Annotated in this window: 21 protein-coding genes; 12 read left to right on the top strand and 9 right to left on the bottom strand. The window is 67.6% G+C overall.

Features of this window, described 5'->3' with window-relative positions:
* Nucleotides 1-105 precede the first annotated feature (105 nt).
* Nucleotides 106-303 carry a YgaP family membrane protein gene (locus tag QSJ95_RS09445; protein ID WP_043272038.1) on the bottom strand — a complete coding sequence of 66 codons (198 nt, stop codon included), beginning with the start codon at nucleotides 301-303 and terminating at the stop codon, nucleotides 106-108.
* A 182-nt stretch (nucleotides 304-485) separates the two neighbouring features.
* Here QSJ95_RS09445 and cydP point away from each other — a divergent pair, with 182 nt between their 5' ends.
* From cydP to QSJ95_RS09420, 5 genes are read left to right on the top strand one after another with little or no spacing between them, the layout of a single operon-like run.
* The gene (gene cydP / locus QSJ95_RS09440; RefSeq protein WP_285641890.1) at nucleotides 486-695 is read left to right on the top strand and encodes a cytochrome oxidase putative small subunit CydP; all 210 of its coding nucleotides are present in this window, start codon (nucleotides 486-488) and stop codon (nucleotides 693-695) included.
* Complete coding sequence (locus QSJ95_RS09435; protein ID WP_285641889.1) at nucleotides 695-2269, top strand: cytochrome ubiquinol oxidase subunit I; 1575 nt, start codon at nucleotides 695-697, stop codon at nucleotides 2267-2269. Before cydP ends, QSJ95_RS09435 begins: the two co-directional genes overlap by 1 nt.
* Nucleotides 2270-2279: 10 nt before the next feature.
* Nucleotides 2280-3416: a cytochrome d ubiquinol oxidase subunit II gene (cydB, locus tag QSJ95_RS09430; protein WP_253410678.1), complete on the top strand. Its 1137-nt coding sequence runs from the start codon at nucleotides 2280-2282 to the stop codon at nucleotides 3414-3416.
* 12 nt (nucleotides 3417-3428) lie between these two features.
* On the top strand, nucleotides 3429-3545 hold the full coding sequence (gene cydX / locus QSJ95_RS09425) for a cytochrome bd-I oxidase subunit CydX (protein ID WP_009623142.1): 117 nt from the start codon (nucleotides 3429-3431) through the stop codon (nucleotides 3543-3545).
* Nucleotides 3526-3825: a cyd operon YbgE family protein gene (locus QSJ95_RS09420; protein WP_285641886.1), complete on the top strand. Its 300-nt coding sequence runs from the start codon at nucleotides 3526-3528 to the stop codon at nucleotides 3823-3825. Before cydX ends, QSJ95_RS09420 begins: the two co-directional genes overlap by 20 nt.
* Nucleotides 3826-4921: 1096 nt before the next feature.
* Here QSJ95_RS09420 and QSJ95_RS09415 read toward each other — a convergent pair.
* Nucleotides 4922-6199 carry a putative porin gene (locus QSJ95_RS09415; RefSeq protein ID WP_285641885.1) on the bottom strand — a complete coding sequence of 426 codons (1278 nt, stop codon included), beginning with the start codon at nucleotides 6197-6199 and terminating at the stop codon, nucleotides 4922-4924.
* Between QSJ95_RS09415 and QSJ95_RS09410 the strand changes: the two genes are divergently transcribed.
* The gene (locus QSJ95_RS09410) at nucleotides 6090-6530 is read left to right on the top strand and encodes a hypothetical protein (RefSeq protein ID WP_285642304.1); all 441 of its coding nucleotides are present in this window, start codon (nucleotides 6090-6092) and stop codon (nucleotides 6528-6530) included. The genes QSJ95_RS09415 and QSJ95_RS09410 overlap by 110 nt on opposite strands.
* A gap of 66 nt (nucleotides 6531-6596) precedes the next feature.
* Here QSJ95_RS09410 and QSJ95_RS09405 read toward each other — a convergent pair whose 3' ends face one another.
* Nucleotides 6597-8228, bottom strand: coding sequence for a sigma-54-dependent Fis family transcriptional regulator (locus QSJ95_RS09405; protein WP_285641884.1), 1632 nt, complete (start codon nucleotides 8226-8228; stop codon nucleotides 6597-6599).
* Nucleotides 8229-8523: 295 nt separating this feature from the next.
* Between QSJ95_RS09405 and mhpA the strand changes: the two genes are divergently transcribed.
* The 6 genes from mhpA to QSJ95_RS09375 all read left to right on the top strand — a co-directional run bounded on the left by mhpA (nucleotide 8524) and on the right by QSJ95_RS09375 (nucleotide 14653).
* Nucleotides 8524-10152 (top strand): bifunctional 3-(3-hydroxy-phenyl)propionate/3-hydroxycinnamic acid hydroxylase MhpA, encoded by a 1629-nt coding sequence (mhpA, locus tag QSJ95_RS09400; RefSeq protein ID WP_043318400.1) that lies wholly within the window; start codon nucleotides 8524-8526, stop codon nucleotides 10150-10152.
* Nucleotides 10153-10172: 20 nt separating this feature from the next.
* A complete protein-coding gene (locus tag QSJ95_RS09395; RefSeq protein WP_285641883.1) occupies nucleotides 10173-11228 on the top strand; it encodes a maleylacetate reductase in 1056 nt (351 codons plus the stop codon).
* A gap of 44 nt (nucleotides 11229-11272) precedes the next feature.
* On the top strand, nucleotides 11273-12112 hold the full coding sequence (locus QSJ95_RS09390; RefSeq protein ID WP_285641882.1) for an intradiol ring-cleavage dioxygenase: 840 nt from the start codon (nucleotides 11273-11275) through the stop codon (nucleotides 12110-12112).
* Nucleotides 12113-12204: 92 nt separating this feature from the next.
* Nucleotides 12205-13449 carry an MFS transporter gene (locus tag QSJ95_RS09385; protein WP_064585029.1) on the top strand — a complete coding sequence of 415 codons (1245 nt, stop codon included), beginning with the start codon at nucleotides 12205-12207 and terminating at the stop codon, nucleotides 13447-13449.
* Between the two features lie 115 nt (nucleotides 13450-13564).
* The gene (thmT, locus tag QSJ95_RS09380; RefSeq protein ID WP_009623158.1) at nucleotides 13565-13759 is read left to right on the top strand and encodes a 2-hydroxymuconate tautomerase; all 195 of its coding nucleotides are present in this window, start codon (nucleotides 13565-13567) and stop codon (nucleotides 13757-13759) included.
* Nucleotides 13760-13828: 69 nt separating this feature from the next.
* Entirely contained in the window at nucleotides 13829-14653 is an 825-nt protein-coding gene (locus QSJ95_RS09375; RefSeq protein WP_285641880.1) for a SphA family protein, read from the top strand.
* 118 nt (nucleotides 14654-14771) lie between these two features.
* Here the strand turns inward: QSJ95_RS09375 and QSJ95_RS09370 are convergent, their stop codons facing one another.
* From QSJ95_RS09370 to QSJ95_RS09345, 6 genes are all read right to left on the bottom strand, one after another.
* Nucleotides 14772-16160 carry a 4Fe-4S binding protein gene (locus QSJ95_RS09370; RefSeq protein ID WP_285641879.1) on the bottom strand — a complete coding sequence of 463 codons (1389 nt, stop codon included), beginning with the start codon at nucleotides 16158-16160 and terminating at the stop codon, nucleotides 14772-14774.
* Nucleotides 16157-17008, bottom strand: a complete 852-nt coding sequence (locus tag QSJ95_RS09365) for an FTR1 family iron permease (RefSeq protein WP_061562074.1) — start codon at nucleotides 17006-17008, stop codon at nucleotides 16157-16159. The genes QSJ95_RS09370 and QSJ95_RS09365 overlap by 4 nt, the downstream gene beginning before the upstream one ends.
* Before the next feature lie 13 nt (nucleotides 17009-17021).
* Nucleotides 17022-17348: a cupredoxin domain-containing protein gene (locus tag QSJ95_RS09360; RefSeq protein WP_058071771.1), complete on the bottom strand. Its 327-nt coding sequence runs from the start codon at nucleotides 17346-17348 to the stop codon at nucleotides 17022-17024.
* A 60-nt stretch (nucleotides 17349-17408) separates the two neighbouring features.
* Entirely contained in the window at nucleotides 17409-17939 is a 531-nt protein-coding gene (locus QSJ95_RS09355; protein WP_009623170.1) for an iron transporter, read from the bottom strand.
* A 234-nt stretch (nucleotides 17940-18173) separates the two neighbouring features.
* The gene (locus tag QSJ95_RS09350) at nucleotides 18174-19424 is read right to left on the bottom strand and encodes an OprD family porin (RefSeq protein WP_285641874.1); all 1251 of its coding nucleotides are present in this window, start codon (nucleotides 19422-19424) and stop codon (nucleotides 18174-18176) included.
* 76 nt (nucleotides 19425-19500) lie between these two features.
* Nucleotides 19501-20421: an electron transfer flavoprotein subunit alpha/FixB family protein gene (locus tag QSJ95_RS09345; protein ID WP_285641872.1), complete on the bottom strand. Its 921-nt coding sequence runs from the start codon at nucleotides 20419-20421 to the stop codon at nucleotides 19501-19503.
* Between the last annotated feature and the right edge of the window lie 2 nt (nucleotides 20422-20423).

Here is a 20423-nt window from a genome sequence, read left to right as displayed (position 1 = left end):
TTCCCATCCACGGCAACCCGGCGCCCGGGCGTGAGGGTAGCGTTGTTCGGCGGGCACAGCCAGCCCGGCGGCGCGGCAGCCGCCGGGCATGGCCCGCGCCCGGCCTCAGGAGCGCTTGCAGCTCCCGCAGGTGCTGATGCCCAGCAGCGGATAGGCCGGGCAGAAACGGAAGATGCCGGTGGCCAGCGGCACCACGCCGATCCACCCCCACCAGCCGATCACGCCGGCGAGGCTCAGCCCGATCAGCAGCAGCCCCACGACGATGCGCACAACGCGATCGATGGTCCCGACATTCGCTTTCATGACGATCTCCTTGGTCAGGTCCCGCGCTGGCCATCCAGCGCGGTGAAGATGAGCGGCCGGCTTGCCGGGTCGGGCGCCGGACGAAGGTCCGTGCGCCTGCTGCGTCAATCTGCCCTCTCATTGCAAGGGCATTTTCAACATACCCTATGGGGTATTACAGCAGTCGCTCCGGAGGTGCACAAGTGAGTGCGTCAATCCGCTACCCGAAGCTGGTGAAGGAACTGGCGGCCATCCTGCTGATCAAGCTGGCCCTGCTCCTGGCCATCAAGGCCATCTGGTTCGACCACCCCACCCTTCCCGCCGGGGGCGAACGGCAGGTCAGCGCGCACCTGCTGGGCACCCCCGACCCCGTATCCACCCCCACCTCATCCCCCGCCAAGGAGTCCCCGTGATGATTTCCGAAGCCGTAGTCGACCTGTCACGCCTGCAGTTCGCGATGACGGCGATGTACCACTTCCTGTTCGTGCCCCTGACGCTGGGCCTCGCCTTCCTGCTGGCGATCATGGAGTCGGTCTACGTGATGACCGGCAAGCAGGTGTACAAGGACATGACGCAGTTCTGGGGCAAGCTGTTCGGCATCAACTTCGCCCTCGGCGTCACCACCGGGCTGACCATGGAGTTCCAGTTCGGCACCAACTGGGCCTACTACTCCCACTACGTCGGCGACATCTTCGGCGCGCCCCTGGCCATCGAGGGGCTGATGGCGTTCTTCCTCGAATCCACCTTCATCGGCCTGTTCTTCTTCGGCTGGGATCGCCTGTCCAAGGTCCAGCACCTGAGCGTGACCTGGCTGGTGGCGCTGGGCTCGAACCTCTCGGCGCTGTGGATCCTGATCGCCAACGGCTGGATGCAGAACCCGGTGGGCGCGGAGTTCAATTTCCAGACCATGCGCATGGAACTGACCGACTTCGGCGCGCTGCTATTCAACCCGGTGGCCCAGGTCAAGTTCGTCCACACCGTGGCCGCCGGCTACGTCACCGGGGCGGTCTTCGTCCTGGCCATCTCCAGCTACTACCTGCTGAAGAAGCGCGACCAGGGCTTCGCCCGCCGCTCCTTCGCCATCGCCTCGGCCTTCGGCCTGGCCTCGATCCTCTCGGTGATCATCCTCGGCGACGAATCCGGCTACGAGATCGGCGACGTGCAGAAGACCAAGCTGGCCGCCATCGAGGCCGAGTGGAACACCGAGCAGGCGCCGGCCGGCTTCACCCTGTTCGGCATCCCCGACCAGGAGCAGATGCGCACCCACTATGCGATCAAGATTCCCTTTGCGCTGGGCGTCATCGCCACCCGCTCGCTGGACAAGGAGGTCACCGGCATCAAGGACCTGCTGGTGCAGCACGAGGCGCGCATCCGCAACGGCATGCAGGCCTACGCGCTGCTGGAGCGGCTGCGCGGCGGCGACACCTCCGCGGCCACCCTCGCCGCCTTCGATGATGTGAAGCAGGACCTGGGCTACGGCCTGCTGCTGAAGAAGTACACCGACAAGGTGGTGGACGCCAGCGAAGAGCAGATCCGCCTGGCCACCCTGGACACCATCCCCGACGTGCTCACGCTGTTCTTCAGCTTCCGCGCCATGGTCGCCTGCGGCTTCCTCATGCTCGCCCTGTTCGCCTGCGCCTTCTGGGCCTCGGCGCGCAAGAACGAGGAGCGCAAGCCCTGGCTGCTGAAGTGGGCGCTGCTGAGCCTGCCGCTGCCGTGGATCGCCGCGCAGACCGGCTGGTACGTCGCCGAGCACGGCCGCCAGCCCTGGTCCATCGGCGAGGTGCTGCCGGTGCACCTGTCCGCCTCCAGCCTGGGCACCCACGACCTGTGGGGCTCGCTGATCGCGCTGGTGGCCTTCTACAGCCTGCTGCTGGTGGTGGAGCTGTACCTGATGATCAAGTTCGCCCGCCTCGGCCCGTCGAGCCTGCACACCGGCCGCTACCACTTCGAGCAGGGCGCCGCGCAGCGCCCGGCCATTGCCTGAGGAGCCCGCCATGGACTACGAAACCCTGAAGATCACCTGGTGGGTGCTGATCGGTGTGCTGCTGATCGGCTTCGCCCTCACCGACGGCTTCGACATGGGCGCCATGGCGCTGCTGCCCTTCGTCGCCCGGGACGACCACGAGCGCCGCGTGGCGATCAACACCATCGCCCCGCACTGGGACGGCAACCAGGTGTGGTTCATCACCGCCGGCGGCGCGCTCTTCGCCGCCTGGCCGATGGTCTACGCCACCGCCTTCTCCGGGCTCTACTGGGCCATGCTGCTGGTGCTGTTCGCGCTGTTCTGCCGGCCGGTGGGCTTCGACTACCGCAGCAAGCTGGAGAACCCGCGCTGGCGCGCGGCCTGGGACTGGGCGCTGTTCGTCGGCGGCTGCGTCCCGGCGCTGGTGTTCGGCGTGGCCTTCGGCAACCTGTTCCTGGGCCTGCCGTTCAACCTCGACGAAATGATGCGGCCGACCTACAGCGGTTCGTTCTTTGCCCTACTCAACCCCTTCGCCCTGCTCGCCGGGGTGGTCAGCCTGAGCATGCTCTGCCTGCACGGCGGCGCCTGGCTGATGCTGCGCACCGACGGCGAACTGGCCGAACGCTCGCGCCGCGCCGCGCAACTGTGCGCGCTGGTGTACCTGGCGGCCTTCATCGGCGCCGGGCTATGGCTCAGCCTGGGCATGCACGGCTTCAGCCTGGCCTCGGCGGTGGACGGCAACGCCGTGCTCAACCCGCTGCACAAGCAGGTGACGCTGGACAACGCCGGCTGGCTGGCCAACTACCACAAGCAGCCGCTGACCATGCTCGCCCCGGCGCTGGGCATCCTCGGCGGGCTGCTCGCCCTGGCCAGCGCCAGCGGCAACAGGGGCGGCCTGGCCTTCCTCGGCAGCGCCCTGGCCATCGTCGGCACGCTCTGCACCGCCGGCTTCGCGCTGTTCCCCTTCGTCTTCCCCTCCAGCGAGAACCCGGCGGCCAGCCTGACGCTGTGGGACGCGGTGTCCAGCCACAAGACCCTCGGCATCATGTTCGCCGTGGCCTGCATCTTCGTGCCGCTGATCCTCTGCTACACGCTCTGGGGCTACGTGCGCATGTGGGGCCGGCTGAACCGCGGGCACATCGACGCCAACCCCCACGGACTCTACTGAGGAGCGACAAGCATGTGGTACTTCACCTGGATTCTCGGCGTGCTGCTGGCCTGCAGCTTCGGCATCATCAACGCCCTCTGGCTGGAAACCACCCAGGACCTGGACAGCGATGACCGCCGCCAGTCCTGAGCGCGCCCTGCGCCGCCGCTGGAGCCGCGCGCTGTCGTTGCTGCTGGCGGCGCCGCTGGCGCTGGTGCTGCTGATCCACCCGGCGCTGATGCTCGACGCCAACGGCGGCTACAGCCACGGCCTGCTGATGCTGGTGATGCTCGGCGTAAGCGGCAGCTTCGTCCACGGCGTGGGCTTCGACCCGCGCGGCCGGCTCTGGGCGCTGCTGTTCGGCCCGCCCGTGGCCTGGCCGCTGATGCTGCTGGGCTATGGCCTGCTGCTCTACGCGCGGACGAGTTGAGGCCGGCTCACTTCGAAAGCGCCAGGCCAAACCTGAACAACAGTTGAACGGTGCGGTCATCGCGCATGGAAACAGTCCGGAAGCCTTGACCCAGGTCATTCGTTTCCGGCCTCCGGCGAAAACATAGTGGAACCGAGCGCCCGAGGGGGCCGGACATGGACGCCGGCGAGTTATCCCACCCTCGGGCGCTCCCCCATCGCAGCGTAGGGCGCATAACGCCCCGGGCGTTATCCGCCGTTGGCCCCGGCTCCGGCGTTCCGGCCGTCGTAGGATGGGTTGAGCTTGCGATACCCATCGGGCCATGGTGATGGGTATCGCTTCGCTCAACCCATCCTACGAAAAGCGCCTCGCATGGCGGGTAAGACAAGCTGCCCCGGCACCGTGCCCATGTAGGAGCGGACCTTGTCCGCGATTTTCGGCTGCGGGCCGGAACATTGGTGACAGGTCTAAGAGCCCCTCTCCCTAACCCTCTCCCTGAAGGGAGAGGGGACCGTTGGGCAGGGTTTGATGTTATGGCGTTAGCCGGCAATCTCGGCAGTTTCCGGCAGGAACCATTACCTTTCTCGGCACGGACAAGCCCCCTCTCCCTTCAGGGCGGGGCGCGCAGCCGAGGGCTGGGGAGAGGGCGCTCCAAAGCCCAACACCCAAAGCCGCAGGCACACACCATTCGCAAGCGCGATTCGCGGATGAGATCCGCTACGGGCGGCCCCGGCACCGTGCCCCATGTAGGAGCGCGCCCTGCGCGCGAAATCGCGGGCAGGACCCTACGGTTCCAGGAAGCACGGCTTTTCGTAGGATGGCGTTGAGCGAAGCGATACCCATCACCGCAACCGCATGGGTTTCGCAAGCTCAACGCCATCCTACGAAGAGCACCTCGGCGCAAGGCAGTTGCTCCTACGCAAAGCTCTCCGATCCCCCATGAAAAAGCCGCCACGACGCATGGGGTCGTCGTGGCGGCCAAGGGGAATGAATCGGACGGCCGAAGCCGGCATTCACGAACTCAAGGTGGCTTGAATGAAGTCAATGGACAACCCTCGATATAGGGAGCGCGCGGTATCAACTGATACTTCGAAAAATCTTTAAATCCGCAACTAGCCTAGAACTTAGCCTCCAGATCCAGTTGCAACGTATCGATATCCGCATCTTTACGCGAACCACTGGCGGCATCCGACCTGGCCATGAAATAAGTGGCACCCAGGGCGAAGTTCTTGTCGATATCGTAGGCAACCTTGAACTTGTGACCACGAGATGCGGTGTAACCATTGGCGAAGTCCGAATCGGTAAATGCCCCGACCACCGCATTACGCTGCACATCGCGATAGTTGTAGTCGAAGCTGAAGTCACCCACCTTGGTCTTCGCGCCGGTCAGCCAGGCCGTATCTTCGTTGCTATCGGTCGCCTGGTTGACCACGTATTGCCCATAAAGCGAAAGCGGAACCGGCAGGTTGCCGAAGTCCAGCTGGCCGAAGCCTTCGTAGAGGCGGAAGTCCCCGGTGGTGTTGCCGTTGGCGGAAAGCTGGCACGGCGTCGTGGTGGCCGAGCCGCAGGCACTGTCGGTGTCGTTGTCGTAGGCGTAGAGGCTCGCCCCGAGGGTCGCCTTGATGCCGTCGATGGGCGCGAAGCGGGCGCCGAACTGGCCGCTGTACAGGCGCAGGTCATGCTGGAAGGCGTAGCCTTCGCCGTCGACGTTGTCCTTCAGGTTGAAGTAGCCGGCGCTGCCGAACAGCTCGGCGCTGCCGCCCAGCGGGTATTTGTAGGTGGCGGCGAAGCCTTCGGGGTTGATGTCGCCGTCCCAGATGACATCGCCTGCGCTGACCCACGGCTGGTTCATCTTGCCGCCGATCAGGTGCAGGTTCTTCACCGCCGCGGGGTGGAAGTCGATGTAGGCCTGGTCCAGCCACAGCTGCTTCTTGTCGAAGTAGTTGTCCATGCTCTGGTTGGTGGAACGGGCATCGTCGCCGCTGCCGGTGGCGATGCGGATGCCGGTGTCCACCTGCGGGTTGATCTGGCTGTAGAAGCCGACCCGCGCGCGGATGCGCTGGCGGTTCTGGTCGCCCTTGCTGCCGCTGTTCTGCGCATGCACGGTTTCCTGGCGCACGCGGACATCGCCCTTCACCTGGGTCCTGGCGGCCCAGGCGATGCTCTGCTCGAAGGCGCTCATCTGCTCCTTCTTCGCCTTGGCCTGCTCCGCGGCCGCCTGGTTCTCCCTGTCCAGCTCGGCCGTGAGTTCGGTGTACTGGGCGGCGCTGATCGAGCCATTGGCCTTGAGCATTTCCAACAGCCTGGCATCGACCCCCGCCTGCGCCGGCACACTCAGAACGAGCAATGCCCCGGCACAAACCCCCATTCCGCCCAGTGCAGAAATACTACGCATCAAGAATCTCCTGAAATCCGATAAAGGCGGCAACTGCCACCCAATTAATTCGGTTCCCACAAAGTTCTCCGCCACCGGCGAATACCTTGTCCCCAAACCGGGGCCGATTCTTGTTTTTCGAATATTGCAGAATGGTTTCAAGCGAAGGAGGAACATGAACCAGCAGAACATCAAGAGGCCCTGCAGCCCTTATGGATTGCGGATTCATATACTATTTGGCGAGGGTGTTTTTACGCGCGACGGCTATATTGCCGGGCGGGAAATACCTAGCATTTTAAAAGTGAAGAACCCTGCTGTTTTCGGTCGAATGAAAGTTCGATCGACTCTCTGAATAGAGCAACCAGAATTCAGCGATCCCGGGCCCCCTTCGGCCTCGTTGCCGAAGGGGGCCGGGCGATCAATCCGCCATACCGGCGTCGCCAGGCTGGCGCGTCTTCAGGCGGTGCTCCAACTGCCGGCGGGTGATGCCCAGCAGCCGCGCGGCGCCGGCGACATTGCCGCCGGCCCGGCCCAGGGCACGCTTCACCAAAGCCTCGATCAGCTCCTCCAGCGTGTGCTCGTCCAGCCACTGCTCGATGATCCGCTGCCGCTGCTGCGGGGCCTCGAAGGCCGGCCGGGCTTCCGCCTCCCGCGCCGGGGACAGAAACAGGTCGCTCAGGCCGATGGGCTCGTTGTCGTCGGCCAGGACCACGCCTCGCTCGATGATGTTCTCCAGCTCGCGCACGTTGCCGGGATAGTGGTATTCCAGCAGCGCCCGCACGGCCGCGCGCGAGAGGCCCTTGATGGTGCGCTGGTGCTGGGTGGAGAAGCGCTTGATGAAGTAGCGGATCAGCAAGGGGATGTCGTTGCGCCGCTCGCGTAGCGCGGGGATGTGGATGGGGACGACGTTGATGCGGTAGTACAGGTCCTCGCGGAAACGGCCCTGCTGGACGTCCTTCTCCAGGTCCGCGTTGGTGGCGGCGATGACGCGGATGTCGACGGGGCGCGGCGCATCGCCGCCCAGCCGGTCGACCTCGCGTTGCTGCAGCACGCGCAGCAGCTTCTCCTGGGCCACCGAGGTCAGGGTGCCGATCTCGTCGAGGAACAGGGTGCCGCCGTCGGCCTGCTCGAAGCGTCCCGGCCGGCTGCGGTGGGCGCCGGTGAAGGCGCCCTTCTCCACGCCGAACAGCTCCGACTCGATGAGGGTTTCCGGCAGGGCCGCGCAGTTGACGGCGACGAAGGGCTTGTCCGCGCGGTGGCTGAGCTGGTGCAGCAGGCGGGCGAAGCGTTCCTTGCCTACGCCGGTCTCGCCCTGGAACAGCACGGTGACGTCGCGCGTGGCGATCTTCTCGATGCGCCGGCAGGTGGCGAGGAAGCTCGGGTCCGCGCCGATCAGGTCGGAAACCGCCAGGGCCTCGTCCAGCACGGGGTCGTTCAGCGAAGCGTTGATGTAGTCGGTGGAGCCGAACAGCTCCAGCTGATCGCCGTCCGGGCCCCACTCCTCCAGCGGCTTGCCGATGATCCGGCAGTGCGCGTGGCCCATGCCGCGGCACTCCACCTCGCGGAACAGCACCGTGCGGCCGAAGAAGGCGCTGTTGAAGCCGGAGGCGTGGCCGACCTGCATCCAGCAGACCGGCTCGGCGGAAGGCGGCAGGTGCGCCAGGTGGGCGCTGGCCTCGAAGGAGTCGTGCCAGATCTGCTCGACATAGTGGTGGCCGGACTCCACGTCCACCTCCATGCGCAAGGTCTCCACCTGCGTCACCCCTTCCAGCGCATGCAGCAGCGGCCCCGCCATGAAGGCGTGGTCGCTCTCGTCGCCACGCAGCTGGCGCGCCAGCCCGGCGTCGCTGGAGCCCGTCGCATAGCCCATGCGGGCCAGCAGGCGGCGCGAATGGGCCACGCCGATCTCGGCGATCAACTCACGGCGGAAGGCGGCGAAGGCGGACAGCTGCATGAGGAATGCGCGTTGCTGGCCGATCCAGATCTGGCCCTTTTCGGGCTGCATGCGGAACTGACGGAGCAGGTCCTGGGGGAAGCTGCGGGCACCCATGGCATCTCAACATTTTTGTTATTAGTGAATTCGAAATTAACAAACACGTTAATTCCGCGGCAATCCAGCCTTGCCGCCAAAGGTGCCGAAAAATCCTTTAAGCCTCTGTTTATCCTGAAGAAAACAAAATCAACGAACCATTGGCATGCCGCTTGCCATTGCCCTCTCAAGCGCAATGCGCTGGGGACGGACGGGACGCCGCGCCCTGCCCACCACGGAGGGCTACCCGATAACAAGATGGCGATGCCGGGCGTGGCGGCCCGGTATCCGGAGAGCGAGAACAATGACAATGAGCATGCCTGGTTTACCCGCCGACAACGCCGGCGAAGCGCGCTACGACGCGGACGTGGCCATCGTCGGGGCCGGCCCCGTCGGCACCCTGCTGGCCATTCTGCTGGGCCGCAAGGGCCACCGCGTCACCCTGGTGGAGCGCTGGCCGCAACCCTACGACCGCCCCCGCGCCGTGACCTTCGACCATGAGATCGCCAGGATACTCGCGGGCCTGGGTATCGACTCTGACAACGACCCGGCGATCAACTACCACGACGAGCTCTACTACTGGCGCAACGCCGCCGGCGAAGACCTGCAGATCGTCGACTGGAAAAGCACCTCGGCCTCCGGCTGGCGGGTGCGCTACTGGTTCAACCAGCCCGGCCTGGAAAGGCGCCTGCTGGGCATCGCCGAGGGCATCGCGAACATCCGCCTGATCCGTGGCTGGGAAGCCAACGAACTGCAGCAGGATGACCAGGGCATCTGCCTCGGCGGCATTGGCGATGCGCCGGACGCGCCCAGCCGCATCCGCGCCCGCTACGTCGTGGGCGCCGATGGCGCCAACAGCTTCGTGCGCAAGGCGCTGGGCCTGAGCCTCACTGACCGCGGCTTCTTCTACGACTGGCTGATCCTCGACATGATCCCGCACCAGGAACAGGTGCTGGACCCGGTGCACTGGCAGCTGTGCGATCCCAGGCGCCCCACCACCATAGTGCCGGGCGGCCCCGGCCGCCTGCGCTGGGAGTTCATGGCGCTGCCCGGCGAGTCGGCAGAGGCGCTGGCCAGCCCGGAAAACGCCTGGAGCCTGATGCAGCCCTGGGGCCTGACGGCGGCCAACGCGACGCTGGAACGCAGCGCCGTGTACCGCTTCCAGGCCTGCTGGGCGGAGTCCTGGCGCAACGGCCGCGGCCTGATCGCCGGCGATGCCGCGCACCTGATGCCGCCCTTCGCCGGCGAGGGCATGTGCGCCGGCCTGCGCGACGCCGTCGCCCTGGCCTGGCGCCTGGACGCCATCCTCGACGGCACCCTGGGCGAGGCGGTGCTGGACAGCTACACCAGCGAACGCCGCGAACATGCCAAGCACTACATCGAGTTCTCCATGGAGCTGGGGCGCATCATCTGCATCACCGACCCGCAGGAAGCCGCCGAGCGCGACCGGCGCATGAAGGCGGAACTGGAGGCCTCCGGCCGCACGCCGGTGCCCACCGACAAGGCGGCGCTGGGCCCAGGCATCTGGTGCAAGGACGCGGCCCACGCCGGCGAACTCTCGGTGCAGGGCATCGTCCGCGCGGGCGAGCGGCGCGGGCGCTTCGACGACCTCGCCGGCCGCGGCTGGCTGGTCATCGGTTTCGAGCAATCGCCCCGCCAGGCCCTGCCCTCCCATCAGTTGCAGGCGCTGGAACACCTGGGCGCACGCTTCGTCACCCTCGGCCGCCCGGGCAGCCATTGCGACCTGGAAGACGCCGAAGGCACCTATGCCGCCTGGCTGGAACAGCTCGGCGCCCGCTACCTGGTGATTCGCCCGGACTTCTACGTCGCCGCCAGCGCCGGCTCGGCCGAGGCGCTGCAGCGCCAGCTGGACGACCTGCTGGGGCAGCTTCACCTGACGCACCTCCAGGCCGCTTCCCGCGAAGCGACCGCCGCCTTCGCCTGACCGACACGGAGTCCATCCTGATGCACGAATTTCTCTATACCCAAAACCCCGCCCGCGTGGTCTTCGGCGCCGGCAGTTCCCTGCGCGCGGCCGCGGAACTGGAGGCCCTGGGTTGCCGGCGCGCCCTGCTGCTCTCGACGCCCGCGCAACAGGCGGACGCCGAGCGGCTGCTCGACAGCCTTGGCGGGCTGGGCGTCGGCGTCTTCGCCCAGGCCACCATGCACACCCCCGTAGAGGTGACCGAGGCGGCGCTGGCGCGCTATGCCGAGCTGGGCGCGGACAGCGTCGTGGCCCTGGGCGGCGGCTCCACCATCGGCCTGGGCAAGGCCATCGCCTACCGCAACGACGCCCCCCAGGTGGTGATCCCGACGACCTACGCCGGCTCCGAGGTGACGCCCATCCTCGGGCAGACGGAAAACGGTGTGAAGACCACGGTGAGCGCGCCGTCGATCCTCCCCGAAGTGGTGATCTACGACCCGCAGCTGACCCTCGGGCTGCCCGTGCCCATGAGCATCACCAGCGCCCTCAACGCCATGGCCCACGCCGTGGAGGGGCTGTATGCGCGCAACCGCAACCCCATCACCTCGCTGATGGCGGTGGAAGGCATCCGGGCGCTGAAGCAGGCCCTGCCCGGCGTGGTCCGGCAGCCGGAGGACATCGCCGCGCGCAGCTCGGCCCTGTATGGCGCCTGGCTGTGCGGCACGGTGCTGGGCAGCATCGGCATGGCCCTGCACCACAAGCTCTGCCACACCCTGGGCGGCAGCTTCAACCTGCCCCACGCCGAAACCCACGCGGTCATGCTGCCCCACACCGCCGCCTACAACCAGCAGGCCGCGGCCGAGGCCCTGCAGCCGGCGGCCGAACTGTTCGGCGGCGACCTCGGCGGCGGCCTCCACGACTTCGCCGGGCAGCTGGGCGCGCCCCTGGCGCTGCAGGACCTGGGCCTGCGCGAAAGCGACCTGGACCGCGCCGCGGACCTGGCCGTGACCAACCCGTACTGGAACCCCCGACCGGTCGAGCGCGAGGCCATCCGCGCGCTCCTGCAACGGGCCTGGGCTGGCCTGCGGCCGGAATGAGCGCACCGCCCCGGCGGCCACACGAAAGCATCAAGGTGAACAAGATGATCGAATACTTTACCGAGGCAGCGTCGGCGAAGACCGTCAACGCACGCATGGGGGATGCCATCGACCCGCGCCTGCGTACCGTCATGGCTTCGCTGGTCGAGCACTTGCACAGCTTCGTCCGCGAGGTGGAGCTGACCGAGGCCGAATGGGAACTGGCGATCGACTTCCTGACCAGGACGGGGCAGCTCTGCTCCGACCGCCGCCAGGAATTCATCCTGCTCAGCGACACCCTGGGCGTCTCCATGCTGGTGGACGCCATCAACCACCGGCGCCCGCCCGGCGCGACCGAGAGCACGGTGTTCGGCCCCTTCCACGTGGAGAACGCGCCCATCCGCGCCATGGGCGACACCATCTCCCTGGACGAGAAAGGTGAAAGCTGCCTGTACGAAGGCCGCGTCCTCGACCTGCAGGGCCAGCCCATCGCCGGCGCCGTGCTGGACGTGTGGTCGGACAACGCCGAGGGCTACTACGACGTGCAGCAACCCGGGCTGCAACCGGAGTGGAACAACCGTGGCCGCTTCGTCACCGGCGCCGACGGGCGCTACCGCTTCCGCGGCATCAAGCCAGTGCCCTACCCGATCCCCGACGACGGCCCGGTCGGCCAGTTGCTGGCGCGCCTGGGGCGGCACCCCTGGCGCCCCGCCCACATGCATTTCATGGTGGGGGCCGAGGGCTACCAGCGCCTGGTGACGCACACCTTCGTGTCCGGCGACGCGTACCTGGCCTCCGACACGGTGTTCGGCGTGAAGCAATCCCTCATCCAGATATTCGAGGCGAACCCGGGCGGCGCCACCCGCTGGACGGCCAGGTTCGACTTCGTACTGGCCCCCGACTGACCGACGACGCAGTACCAACCCAAAGTGCCGGCCAGGCGTGCACCCCGTGGTACCGGCACGTTCCTATTACAAGAACAACAGTGGACGAAAACATGAAAGATACCCTGGGCAATCGCCCCGATACCTCGTACGAGTGGAAAGCCGTCCTGCTGCTGGCGCTCGGCTTCGGCCTGGTCAGCATCGACCGTTTCATGATCATGCCGCTCTTCCCGGTCATGATGAAGGACCTGGGCCTGGACTATCAGGACCTCGGCCTGATAACCGGCATCCTGGCCGTGACCTGGGGCTGCTCGTCCCTGTTCATGGGCAAGCTGTCCGACCGCCTCGGCCACCGCGCGGTGATCATCCCCGCGGTCATCCTCTTCTCCCTGCTGGCCGGCTGCAGCGGCCTGGCCACCGGCCTGGTCAGCCTGATGCTGATCCGCGCGGTCATAGGCGCGGCCGAGGGCGCCTACACGCCGGCCAGCATCGTCGCCACGCTGGAGGCCTCGAGGCCCAGCCGCCACGGCCTGAACCTGGGCATCCAGCAGGCCGCGATGCCGCTCTTCGGCCTGGCGCTCGCCCCGCTGCTGGCCACCCAGCTGCTGCACCTGTTCGACTGGCACTGGGTGTTCGCCATGGTGATGCTCCCCGGGTTGATCGTCGGCTACCTGCTGTACAAGGTGCTGCGCAACACCGACGCGGCCACGGCCGCGGAACACACCAGCACCCACGACGCCGGCCGCCATCACTGGCGCGACGTCTTCAAGAGCCGCAACGTGCCGCTGAACATCCTCGGCATGATGTGCTGGCTGACCGTCCTCGTGGTGCTGGGGGCGTTCCTGCCCAACTACCTGCTCGACTACCTGGGGCTCAGCCTGGCGCAGATGGGCTACGTGCTCTCCGCCATCGGCTTCGGCGGCGCCGTCGGCACCATCGTCCTGCCCAGCCTGTCCGACCGCATCGGCCGCAAGCCGGTGATGGTGCTGTCGGTGCTCTGCGGGGTGGCCTCGCTGTACCTGCTGATCAACACCGGCGCGGATACCTCCCGCCTGTTCCTCACCCTGTTCTTCACGGTCTTCTTCGACTTCGGGCTGATCTGCCTGACCGTGGGGCCGGCCACCACCGAATCGGTGCCGGCGACGCTCATGTCCACCGCCTCGGGTTTCGTCGTCGGCATCGGCGAAATCTTCGGCGGCGGCATCGCCCCCGGCCTGGCGGGCTACGTCGCCAACCACCACGGCATCCAGCACACGCCCCTGCTGGCGCTCGGCGCCATGGCCTGCGGGCTGCTGGTGACACTCTGCCTCAAGGAGACGGCGCCGCTGCGCATCGGTGCCGGCCTCGAAGCGACCTGACCTCCGCCTGACGCCCGAAACCACACCGGGGCCCCGCCTGCATACCGGCAGGACCCACGGCTTCGCTCATCCGCCAGAAAGGGCGGAACCCACCCCCAGAGAGGAAAAAAGCCCCATGCCCATCATCAGCATCCACCTCGTCGAAGGCCGCACGGACGAGCAGAAGGAGCAACTGATCCACGAAGTCACCGAAGCCTGCCACCGCGCCCTGGCGGTCCCGCGGGACGCGGTGCGGATCATCCTCAGCGACATGGCCAGGCAGCACTACGGCGTCGGCGGCCAATCCAGGCTGAAGTCGGAAAGCCAGTGAAAGCGGCAGTCCCCCGCGAAGCAACCCGGCGTTGACCACACCCACCCTGCCGACCTACCGGAAGACACCATGAGCATTACCAAGAACAAGAACCTCGCTCCCGCAACCCTGGCCCTGCTGCTGCCCCTCTCCGCCCTGGCCGGGGGCCATTACAGCCCTGGCGTCGAAGGCATCGACGGCGCCGTCGTGCCGCCTCCCGGCGTGTACTACCGCGGCTACGCCGTGCACTACCAGGCCGACCGGCACGACGCCGTCCCCGACAGCGACGTGCGCGTCGACGCCCTGGCCAACCGCCTGGTCTGGGTCACCGGGCAGAAGGTCCTGGGCGGCGACCTGACCTTCGAGACCATAGTCCCGGTGACCCACACCGACCTGCACCTGGCGTCGGGAGCCGTCGACGACTCGGCCTGGGGCGTGGGCGACATCTACGCCGGCAGCGTCATCGGCTGGCATGGCCAGCGCTGGGACGCCGTGGCGGGCGCCGGGTTCTGGTCGCCCACCGGCCAGGACGACCGGCCGGCCGACCCCGGGCTGGGCTATTCCGAACTGATGCTCACCCTGGGCGGCAACCTCTACCTGACCGAGCGCAAGGACCTCAGCCTGAGCGTCCTCAGCCGCTACGAAGCCGCGGACGACTCTGACGTGGAAGACACGTTCCTGGTCGAATGGGGCCTCGCCAAGCGCCTGGACAACGGCCTGAAAGTCGGCCTCGTCGGCTACGACCAGTGGCAACTGGGCGACGGCGACGCGCAAAGGCACGCGGCCGGCCTGGAGGGCGGCTACTTCTGGCCGGCCGCGGGCGTCGGCCTGAACCTGGCGGCCTACCAGGAATACGCGGTCAACGACGACTTCAAGGGCTACCTGTTGCGGGCCGTGCTGACCAAGGCGTTCTGAACCGGGCCTCCGGGGCGGCGGGCGTTGCCGCTCCGGAGGTTTCCATCGCCATCGCCGAAGCGTGCATGTCCCCGGCAGAGGGGAAGCCCCAACTACATCAGGATTCAGCCTCGCCGCCTCAGCTCCACCCCCAGAACATCAACCACCAGCCGCCCAGCACCGGCACGCAGGCCAGCGCCAGGCAGGCCAGCGCGGCTGGCTGGCGCAGGGGCGCGACGCCGCGGCGGCGGAGGATCCGCCAGCCCAGCCACAGCGCCCAGGCACAGGCGCCCGCCAGCAGCAGGGCCCGCGCCGGCTGCACCCAGCCGAGGGCCAGCCCTTCGTAGCGCAGCAGTTTCACGGTGGTGGCCGAAAGCCCCAGGAACAGCCCGCAGCCGCCCAGGGGAATCAGCGCCTGGGCCAGGTGCCCATGCAGCCCCTGCCCTTTCCCCGACAGCTTGCCGGCCAGGCGCAGCAGCGCCGTCAGCCAGGTGCCCATGAGCAGCGCCCAGGCCAGCACGTAGAAGACCAGCACGCCGCCGTCGAGCCAGGTGAAGAGGTCGTTGTTCTGCGGGTAATGCGTCAGCACCCACCAGGGCGCGTTGGCCTCCAGCGGCCAGAGGATGCCCCGCTCCACCAGCCACTCCGCACTCGTCTGCTTGAGCGCGATGAACCAGGGGCTGAGCGTCCAGTTGAAGGCGCCCATGGCCAGGCCGATCACCCCGAACAGCAGCAGGCGCGCCGGCCAGGGGCTTTCCGTGCGCTGGCCGTGGACGACGATTTCCTCGTTCGGCCAGCGCGGGCTCAGGGCCACGGCGCCGCGCTGGCCGCTGCAGCGGCCGCAGGAATGGCAGTCGGCGCAGCCGGTCATGCGGCGGATGTCGATCAGCGGGGCGCAGTTGGGCGTCGGCAGGTGCGGCCCGGCATTGGCCAGCCAGCGCGCCTCGTCGACGCGGAAGTGCACCGGCGCCAGCCGCGCGAGCAGGTTGAACACGCCGCTGACCGGGCACAGGTAGCGGCACCAGACGCGCTTGCCGCGGCCGTAGAGGAAGCCCACCAGCATCGCCGCCAGGGTCGAGCCGCCGAGGATCAGCAGCGCCGGCAGCGCGTAGTCGTAGACGCTGACCAGTTGCCCGTACAGGGTGGTCAGGCAGAAGGCCAGGAACGGCCAGCCGCCCCAGCGCATCCAGCGCGGCACGCCGCGCCCGCGGCCGTGCCGGCTCGCCCATTCGCTGAGCGCGCCCTCGGGGCAGAACAGCCCGCACCAGAGCCGCCCGAACAGCAGCATCGACAGCAGCACGAAGGGCCACCAGATGCCCCAGAACACGAACTGCGCGAACACCGCCAGGTTGTCCAGCATGCGCGCCTGGGCCGGCGGCAGGTCCAGGCAGGCCGGGACGATCAGCAGCACCGCGTAGAACAGCACCACGGCCCATTGCAGGGCGCGGATCAGCCCGGCATGCCGGCGCATGCCGTCCCCCAGCCGGGCCAACGACCGGGCCAACGAGAGGGAAGGCGCGCCGTTCATGCCAGTTGGGTCTCGACACGGCGCTCACCGCGCCGGCACAGGTAGCTCGCCAGCGCCCAGTAGGCCGGCAACAGCAGCACCGCCAGCAGCGAGGGCGCGGCGCGGTAACCGGCGAAGCCGGCCAGGGCTGCGCCCAGGCCGTGGCCGTCGCTGAGCCAGGCGGAGGTGTCCCAGAGCGGATCGCCGAACAGCCCGTAGCACCATTCGGGCAGGTCTAGCGCCATGACCTGCCCCGCCACCCGGTCCAGCGCCGCCATCAGCAGGGCGCCGCCGAGCAGCAGCAGGAGGACTTCGCTGACGCGGAAGAAGCGCCGCCAGGTGAGTATCCGCGAGGACCACTGCAACGCGGCGTAGGTGGCCAGCGCCAGCAGGAAGCCGAGCACGCCGCCCAGGGCGAACCAGGTCCAGTCCGCCCCCTGCTGCGCGCCGATGCCGTAGAGGAACACCACCGTCTCGCTGCCTTCGCGGGCCACCGCCAGCATCGCCAGCAGCAGCACGCCCCAGCCGCCATCCTCGGCGATGCTGCGCTCGGCGTCCCGCTCCAGCTGGCGCTTCATGCCGCGCCCATGGCGGTGCATCCACACCACCATCTGCAGGATCAGCAGGCTGGCGCAGAGCACCATGGCGGCCTGGAACCATTCGCCGGACGGCCCCGCCAGCCACTCCCCGGCGAGCATGAACAGCGCGGCCAGCGAGCAGGCCAGCACGACGCCCAGCCCTACCCCGCTCCAGAGCATGCGCAGGCCACGCGCCGGCTCCGGGCGATGGCAGAGCCAGGCATGCAGGATGCCGACGACCAGCAGCGCCTCGACGCTCTCGCGCCAGACGATGAACAAGGATTGCAGCATGCTTGGCTCCCGGTCAGTGCGCCACGATCTCGCCTTGCGGCAGGTCCATGTGGAATTCGTCGAAGAAGGGATAGCGGCCGGGACGCAGGGGGTGGATCACCACGAACGAGGTGACGCCCGGCGAGAGCACCTTCTCCACCCGCAGCGGCGTGCTCTCGAACTCGGCCGGCCCGCTGCCGGCGTTGCGCACCACGACCTTGAAGCGCTGCCCGGCGGGTACTTCCAGGGTCTGGGGGGTGAAGTGGCCATCCTTGATGGTCAACTCATAGGTGGGGAGCGGCGCTGCCTGCGCGGCAACGGCGAACGACAGTGCCAGCAGGCAGAAGAACGAGCGCAACATGACGGCCTCGCGACTCTCGGGGAAGGTAACGCCGCACCCGCAACGGGTGCGGCCCGCGCATCAATAGCCGCCTTTCTTGCCGATGCCGGCGTAGGTGAAGTCGTATTCCACCTTGCAGGTCTCGAACCAGGGCGCCACGCCGGTTTCCTTGTCGACGTGGCGGCCGAACATGGAGGCCTCCGACGGCGGCAGGATGGTGTAGGTCAGGTGGTACTTGCCCGGGCCGAGCAGCTTGATGTTGTCGCCGTAGTGCGGGCCGTCGCTGGCCACCATGCCGTGGAAGTCGCCCTTGAGGACCTGGTCGCTGCCGTCCTTGCGCAACTCGTAGGCCACCCGCAGGTAGGGAATCCAGCTGCCTTCCTGGAAGCCGTTGGGGTTGTCGGCGGTGGCGGCGATGTCGGCCTCAAGGTGTACGTCGGACTGCGCGGCGGCGCGCATCATCCCGGGCGGGTCCATCTCGATCGGCTGCAGGTACACCGCGCCGATCTCCATCCCGCCGCAGGCCTGCGGCGCGCCGATGGGGTACTCCTTGGCCGCCGCGAACGGGGCGGCGAGCGCCAGTATCACGGGAACGGCGCGGTTGATTCGCATGGTCTTCTCCTTGGCTCGACAGATGAGGAATCGCGAGCTCGCATTTAGGGACCAAACGACGCCATTGAGAATGATTTGTATCAAGAATTCCTGAAGTAAATCCGCAAACCTGCGCGGCGAGGACAGGAAGACCAGGGCTGTCCACTTCCACGCTCACGGCGTTGATTGCCGATAGGCCAGCCCGGCGCAGAAGAGGGAGCACCAGGCGGCGCTCCCCTTTCGGCCGGCCCTGCCCTACCAGAGCGGCAAGGTGTAGCTGACGATCAGCCGCGTCTCGTCCAGGTCGTTGCCGAAGCTGCTGCGGAAGGTGCTGTTGCGCACCTTGAAGCCGAGGTTCTTCAGCGCCCCGTCCTGCACCACGTAGCCGATGTCGGTGTCGCGCTCCCACTCCTTGCCGTCACCCTGGCCGTTGAGCAGGTCGACGTTGTCGCCGCGCAGGTAGCGCGTCATCAGGCTCAGGCCGGGCAGGCCGAGGGCGGCGAAGTTGTAGTCGTAGCGCAGTTGCCAGGAGCGTTCGTCCTTGTTGGCGAAGTCGCCGATCTGCACGTAGTTGACCAGGTACGGATCGGTGCCGGTCAGGTAGGCGAAGCCGGTGTCGCCGGACATGCGCTGGTAGCCCAGGCCGAAGGCGTGGTTGTCGAGCCTGTAGGTGAACATCGCGTTGAGCGCGCGGTTGTCGACGTTGCTGCCGCGGTCGTCGGTGGAGCGCGCCCAGCGGAGGTCGGACTTCAGCGACTGGCCGGCGGCGATCGGCAGCACGTGCACCAGGCCCAGGTAGTGCTGGCGGTAGAGGTCCTCGAGATTGGCGTAGTGGTAGCTGGTGCTCAGGCGCTCGCTCCAGCGGTAGGTGCCGCCGGCCAGGTTGAAGCGGTCGCTGCTGAGGTGGCTGCCGGCGTCGATGTTGCGCTTGTTGCCGCGGGTGACGCTGAGGTCCTCGGCGTTGGACGAGTCGCGCTGCTTGACCTGGCGCAGCTGGCCGGCCTGCAGGTCGAGGTCGTCGAGCTCCTTGGACTCCACCAGCGCGCCCTGGAAGGTCTGCGGCAGCAGGCGGGTGTCGTTGTACTGCACCACCGGCAGCTTGGGCAGCAGGGTGCCGACTTTCAGGGTGCTGCGGGAGACGCGCAGCTTGGCGGTCAGGCCGAGGTCGCTGTAGTCGTCGGCGGCGCGCCCGCTGCTGGCGGAATACGGCAGCAGCCCGGAGCCGGAGCGGTCGGGGCTGGAGTCGAGCTTGAAGCCCAGCAGGCCCAGGGCATCGACGCCCACGCCGACGGTGCCGTCGGTGTAGCCGGACTCGTAGCGCAGCAGGAAGCCCTGGGCCCACTCCTCCGAGTAGGACTGTTTGGCGCCGCTCTGGCGGTAGTCGCGGTTGAAGTAGAAGTTGCGCATTTCCAGGCTGGCCTTGCTGTCGGCCAGGAACTCGGCATGGGCGAACGGGGGCAGCAGCGCCAGTCCGGAGACCAGCACAGGGAGTCGACGAATAGTCATTGTTGTTGTTTCTTCGCAGGGTGTTGGCGAAACGCCGGGCCGGCGGATTCCGGCCCGGCAAGGGGTGGACTGGGGCTCAGACGGCCTTTTCCAGCTCCGGTACGAGTTCGAACAGATCGCCCACCAGGCCGTAGTCGGCGACCTGGAAGATCGGCGCCTCTTCGTCCTTGTTGATGGCCACGATGACCTTGGAGTCCTTCATGCCCGCCAGGTGCTGGATGGCGCCGGAGATGCCCACCGCGATGTAGAGCTGCGGCGCGACTATCTTGCCGGTCTGGCCGACCTGCATGTCGTTCGGCACGAAGCCGGCGTCGACCGCGGCGCGGGAAGCACCCACCGCTGCACCCAGCTTGTCGGCCAGGGCGTAGAGCAGCTTGAAGTTGTCGCCGTTGCCCATGCCGCGGCCACCGGAGACCACGATCTTCGCGGCGGTCAGCTCCGGGCGGTCGGACTTGGCCAGCTCTTCGCCAATGAAAGTCGAGCTGCGGGCATCGAAGACCTCGCCCAGCGCCTCGATGCTGGCACTGCCGCCTTCGGCACTCGCCGCATCGAAGCCGGTGGTGCGTACGCTGATGACCTTGATCGGCGCCGAGGACTGCACGGTGGCGATGGCGTTGCCGGCGTAGATCGGGCGCTCGAAGGTGTCGGCGCCGAGCACCTCGACGATCTCGGAAATCTGGTCGACATCCAGCAGCGCGGCGACGCGCGGCAGGTAGTTCTTGCCGTTGGTGGTGGCGGCGGCCAGGATGTGACTGTAGCCCTTGCCGAGGTCGGCCACCAGCGGAGCGACGTTCTCCGGCAGTTGGTGGGCGTAGGCGGCGTTGTCGGCGACCAGCACCTTGGCAACGCCCGCGATCTTGGCGGCGGCTTCGGCCACGGCGCCGACGTTCTGGCCGGCGACCAGCACGGCGACATCGCCACCGATCTTCTGCGCGGCAGCGACGGTGTTCAGGGTGGCAGCGCCCAGGACGCCGTTGTTGTGCTCAGCGATTACCAGGA

The sequence above is a fragment of the Pseudomonas sp. NBRC 100443 genome (assembly GCF_030268185.1).
GTDB lineage: Bacteria > Pseudomonadota > Gammaproteobacteria > Pseudomonadales > Pseudomonadaceae > Pseudomonas > Pseudomonas citronellolis.
This window is presented reverse-complemented; position numbering and strand designations above follow the sequence as displayed.

Coding starts and splice junctions, on each gene's coding strand:
- QSJ95_RS09445 (WP_043272038.1), bottom strand. CDS start 303: ATGAAAGCGAATGTCGGGACCATCGATCGCGTTGTGCGCATCGTCGTG.
- QSJ95_RS09435 (WP_285641889.1), top strand. CDS start 695: ATGATTTCCGAAGCCGTAGTCGACCTGTCACGCCTGCAGTTCGCGATG.
- cydB (WP_253410678.1), top strand. CDS start 2,280: ATGGACTACGAAACCCTGAAGATCACCTGGTGGGTGCTGATCGGTGTG.
- cydX (WP_009623142.1), top strand. CDS start 3,429: ATGTGGTACTTCACCTGGATTCTCGGCGTGCTGCTGGCCTGCAGCTTC.
- QSJ95_RS09420 (WP_285641886.1), top strand. CDS start 3,526: ATGACCGCCGCCAGTCCTGAGCGCGCCCTGCGCCGCCGCTGGAGCCGC.
- QSJ95_RS09415 (WP_285641885.1), bottom strand. CDS start 6,199: ATGCGTAGTATTTCTGCACTGGGCGGAATGGGGGTTTGTGCCGGGGCA.
- QSJ95_RS09405 (WP_285641884.1), bottom strand. CDS start 8,228: ATGGGTGCCCGCAGCTTCCCCCAGGACCTGCTCCGTCAGTTCCGCATG.
- mhpA (WP_043318400.1), top strand. CDS start 8,524: ATGCCTGGTTTACCCGCCGACAACGCCGGCGAAGCGCGCTACGACGCG.
- QSJ95_RS09395 (WP_285641883.1), top strand. CDS start 10,173: ATGCACGAATTTCTCTATACCCAAAACCCCGCCCGCGTGGTCTTCGGC.
- QSJ95_RS09390 (WP_285641882.1), top strand. CDS start 11,273: ATGATCGAATACTTTACCGAGGCAGCGTCGGCGAAGACCGTCAACGCA.
- QSJ95_RS09385 (WP_064585029.1), top strand. CDS start 12,205: ATGAAAGATACCCTGGGCAATCGCCCCGATACCTCGTACGAGTGGAAA.
- thmT (WP_009623158.1), top strand. CDS start 13,565: ATGCCCATCATCAGCATCCACCTCGTCGAAGGCCGCACGGACGAGCAG.
- QSJ95_RS09375 (WP_285641880.1), top strand. CDS start 13,829: ATGAGCATTACCAAGAACAAGAACCTCGCTCCCGCAACCCTGGCCCTG.
- QSJ95_RS09370 (WP_285641879.1), bottom strand. CDS start 16,160: ATGAACGGCGCGCCTTCCCTCTCGTTGGCCCGGTCGTTGGCCCGGCTG.
- QSJ95_RS09365 (WP_061562074.1), bottom strand. CDS start 17,008: ATGCTGCAATCCTTGTTCATCGTCTGGCGCGAGAGCGTCGAGGCGCTG.
- QSJ95_RS09360 (WP_058071771.1), bottom strand. CDS start 17,348: ATGTTGCGCTCGTTCTTCTGCCTGCTGGCACTGTCGTTCGCCGTTGCC.
- QSJ95_RS09355 (WP_009623170.1), bottom strand. CDS start 17,939: ATGCGAATCAACCGCGCCGTTCCCGTGATACTGGCGCTCGCCGCCCCG.
- QSJ95_RS09350 (WP_285641874.1), bottom strand. CDS start 19,424: ATGACTATTCGTCGACTCCCTGTGCTGGTCTCCGGACTGGCGCTGCTG.